The organism is Streptomyces sp. SID1328, assembly GCF_009865595.1.
Classification (GTDB): domain Bacteria; phylum Actinomycetota; class Actinomycetes; order Streptomycetales; family Streptomycetaceae; genus Streptomyces; species Streptomyces griseoluteus.
This window is the reverse complement of the sequence record NZ_WWKH01000682.1, coordinates 1-3,064: the sequence shown is the minus strand read 5'-3', so window position 1 is coordinate 3,064 and position 3,064 is coordinate 1. Positions and strand designations below refer to the sequence as shown.

Here is a 3,064-nt window from a genome sequence, read left to right as displayed (position 1 = left end):
CCGCCTCGGACCCGGCGTGCGCTGCCCGGAGCCGGACTGGGCGCTGTACGGGCGGCGCGGTGACAGCACCGTACGCACCGCGATCCGCACCTCCGGGCGCCCCCGGCTGCACGCCGGGGCCGGGGTGCGGCTGCGGCTGGACACCGCCGCCGCCGAACCCATGGCCGGGCAGCTGCGCAGGCTCGGCATCGACACCGCCCGGCCGCTGTTCGTCGTGGCCTGCCCGCAGTTCATGGTCCACCGCGCCGCGGGCGCCGTCCTGCCGCGCTGAACCTCCGCCACCGGGAGCCGTCATGGTGAGCCACTCCACGCCCGCCCACCCGATCGCCGCCGAACTCCTCGACCGTGTAGCCCAGTTGCGCACCGACGCCGACCTGATGGACGGCTACGCCCGCCGCCTCCTCGCCACCGCCGCCGCCCTGAACGGCCGGGTCGCCGCGCCGGAGTGGGGCAGACCCACCCTCGCCCGCCAGGCCGCCGCGTGCCGCACGACCGCCCGCCAACTGCGTTTCGTGGCAGAGGCGTTGCTCAGCCAGAACGGTCCCGGCCGGTCCCGGCCCCGCCGCCGGCCGGCCGCTCCCGCCGTGCTCCCGGCCGCCGGCCGGGAATGAGGCGCTGCGTCAAGGACGTTCGGGCATCCGAGTGGTAGCCCGTGGCGTCCTGGGCCGAACGGGTCGTGGCGGCCGGGGGAGTACCCCACCGGCCCGGATAATCACCGCTCATGCAGCTCGTGAACGCAGGTCAAGCGACCCGGCGCGCCCCCGTGGCCGTCACCGGAATCGGACTGGTCACCCCGGCCGGCGTCGGACAGGCGGCCGCCTGGGAGGGCCTGTGCGCCGGGACCTCCACGGCCACCGCCGACCCCGGACTCGACGGCCTGCCCGTGGCGTTCTCCTGCCGGGTACCCGACCTCGACGCGCCCCGGCTGCTCGGGCACCGGCTCAGCCGCCGGCTCGACCGCTTCACCACCTTCGCCCTGCTCGCCGCCCGCGAGGCCGTCGCCGACGCCGGGCTCACCCCCGGCGACTGGGACGGCCCGCGCATCGGCATCGTCATGGGCGTCGGCACCGGCTCCATGCAGGGCTGGCAGGCCGAGTTCGACCGGCTCGCCGCCCGCGTCCCCGACCGCGTCTCCCCGCTCGCCCTGCCGCGCAGCGTGCCCAACATGGCCGCCGCCGAGATCGCCCTCGACCTCGGTGCGACGGGCCCCAACCTGGTCGTCTCGACCGCCTGCGCCTCCGGCACCAGCGCCATCGGTCTCGCCCGCGACCTGCTGCTCTCCGGCGCCTGCGACCTCGTCCTGGCCGGGGGCAGCGAGTCCGCCCGGCTGCCGATGACCGCCGCCTGTTTCGCCCAGATGCGCGCCCTGTCCCGCCGCGCCGAGGCCCCGCACGAGGCGTCCCGCCCCTTCGACCGCGACCGCGACGGCTTCGTGCTCGGGGAGGGCGCCGCCGTCCTCGTCCTGGAACGCACCGCCGACGCCCGCTCCCGCGCCGCCCGGCCCACCGCCCTGGTCGCCGGGTACGGCGCCTCCTGCGACGCCCACCACTTCACCTCCCCGCACCCCGGCGGCGACGGCGCCGCCCGCGCCATCCGCAGCGCCCTCCTCGACGCCGGGCTCGCCCCCGAGGACATCGACCACGTCAACGCGCACGGCACCTCCACCCCGCAGGGCGACCTCGCCGAGTACAACGCCCTCCGCCAGGTATTCCACCGCCCGCCCCCGGTGACCGCCGTCAAGGGCACCATCGGGCACGCCATCGGCGGCGCCGGTGCCATCGAGGCCGCCTGCACCGCCCTCACCCTGCGCCACCAGCTCATCCCGCCCACCGCCAACCTGCACACCCAGGACCCGGCCATCGACCTCGACGTCGTCGCCAAGGTCCCGCGTCCCACGCCGATGCGCGCCGCCATCAGCAGCTCCTTCGGTTTCGGCGGCCAGAACGCCGTACTGGCCCTCACCGCCGCCGAGTAGTCCCTCCCCACGGGCCCACCCAGCGCCCGTGCCCAGCCGAAAGGTTCCGCCCGTGCCGGAAGTCCCGGAAGCGCCGCAGATCCCGGACGCCGTAGCGCCCCTCGGCCGGAGGTGGTCCTGGCCGAACGCCGAGCAGATCCTCATCGGGGTCTTCGTCGCCGTCCCCTTCCTCGCGCTCCTCGCGGCCGTCCCGCTTGCCTGGCGCAACGGACTCAGCCCGGTCGACATCGTGCTCGCCGCCGTGTTCTACCTGGTCAGCGGGCTCGGCATCACCGTCGGGTTCCACCGCTACTTCACCCACGGCTCGTTCAAGGCGCGCCGCCCGCTGCGGATCGCGCTCGCCGTCGCGGGGAGCCTCGCCGTGCAGGGGCCGCTGTTCACCTGGGTCGCCGACCACCGCAAGCACCACCGGTACTCCGACCGCGACGGCGACCCGCACTCGCCCTGGCGGTACGGCCGCACGCCGGGCGCGCTCGCCAAGGGCATGTTCCACGCCCACCTCGGCTGGCTCTTCGACCCCGACCACGCCTCCACGGCCCAGTACGCGCCCGACCTGGAACGGGACCCGGCGCTGCGGCTGGTCTCGCGGAACTTCGGGGTCTTGGTGGCGCTCTCGTTGACGCTGCCCGCCCTGCTCGGGCTGCTGATCACCGGGACCTGGGCGGGCGCGGCGACGGCGTTCTTCTGGGCGGGACTGGTGCGGATCTGCCTGGTGCACCATGTGACCTGGTCCATCAACTCCATCTGCCACGCGACCGGTGCACACCCGTTCCGCAGCCGGGACCGCTCCGGCAACGTGTGGTGGCTGGCCCCGCTGTCGTTCGGCGAGTCCTGGCACAACCTCCACCACGCGGACCCGACCAGCGCCCGGCACGGTGTCCTCACCGGCCAACTGGACGCCAGCGCCCGCTTGATCCGCTGGTTCGAGGGGCTCGGCTGGGCCTACGACGTGCGCTGGCCCGACGCCGGCCGGGTGCGGGCGCGACGCCGCGAAGCCAAAGCGCCGGAATCGGGAACCGGGCCGCGATGATTGCGGTCTTAGGCACCGTCAACGACCGGGATCGGCCCGGCCGCGTGGAATACGGGGAA

4 protein-coding genes are annotated in these 3,064 nt (G+C 75.3%); all 4 read left to right on the top strand.

Going from position 1 to position 3,064, the window contains the following annotated elements; genetic code table 11:
- The coding region (locus GT030_RS21895; RefSeq protein WP_202460402.1) for a hypothetical protein at positions 1 to 271 on the top strand (271 nt) is incomplete at its 5' end.
- Positions 272 to 293: 22 nt separating this feature from the next.
- Complete coding sequence (locus tag GT030_RS21890; protein WP_161202559.1) at positions 294 to 611, top strand: hypothetical protein; 318 nt, start codon at positions 294 to 296, stop codon at positions 609 to 611.
- Between the two features lie 110 nt (positions 612 to 721).
- Positions 722 to 1,975, top strand: coding sequence for a beta-ketoacyl-[acyl-carrier-protein] synthase family protein (locus tag GT030_RS21885; RefSeq protein ID WP_161202558.1), 1,254 nt, complete (start codon positions 722 to 724; stop codon positions 1,973 to 1,975).
- A gap of 79 nt (positions 1,976 to 2,054) precedes the next feature.
- Positions 2,055 to 3,005 (top strand): acyl-CoA desaturase, encoded by a 951-nt coding sequence (locus GT030_RS21880; RefSeq protein ID WP_346009708.1) that lies wholly within the window; start codon positions 2,055 to 2,057, stop codon positions 3,003 to 3,005.
- Positions 3,006 to 3,064: the final 59 nt, after the last annotated feature.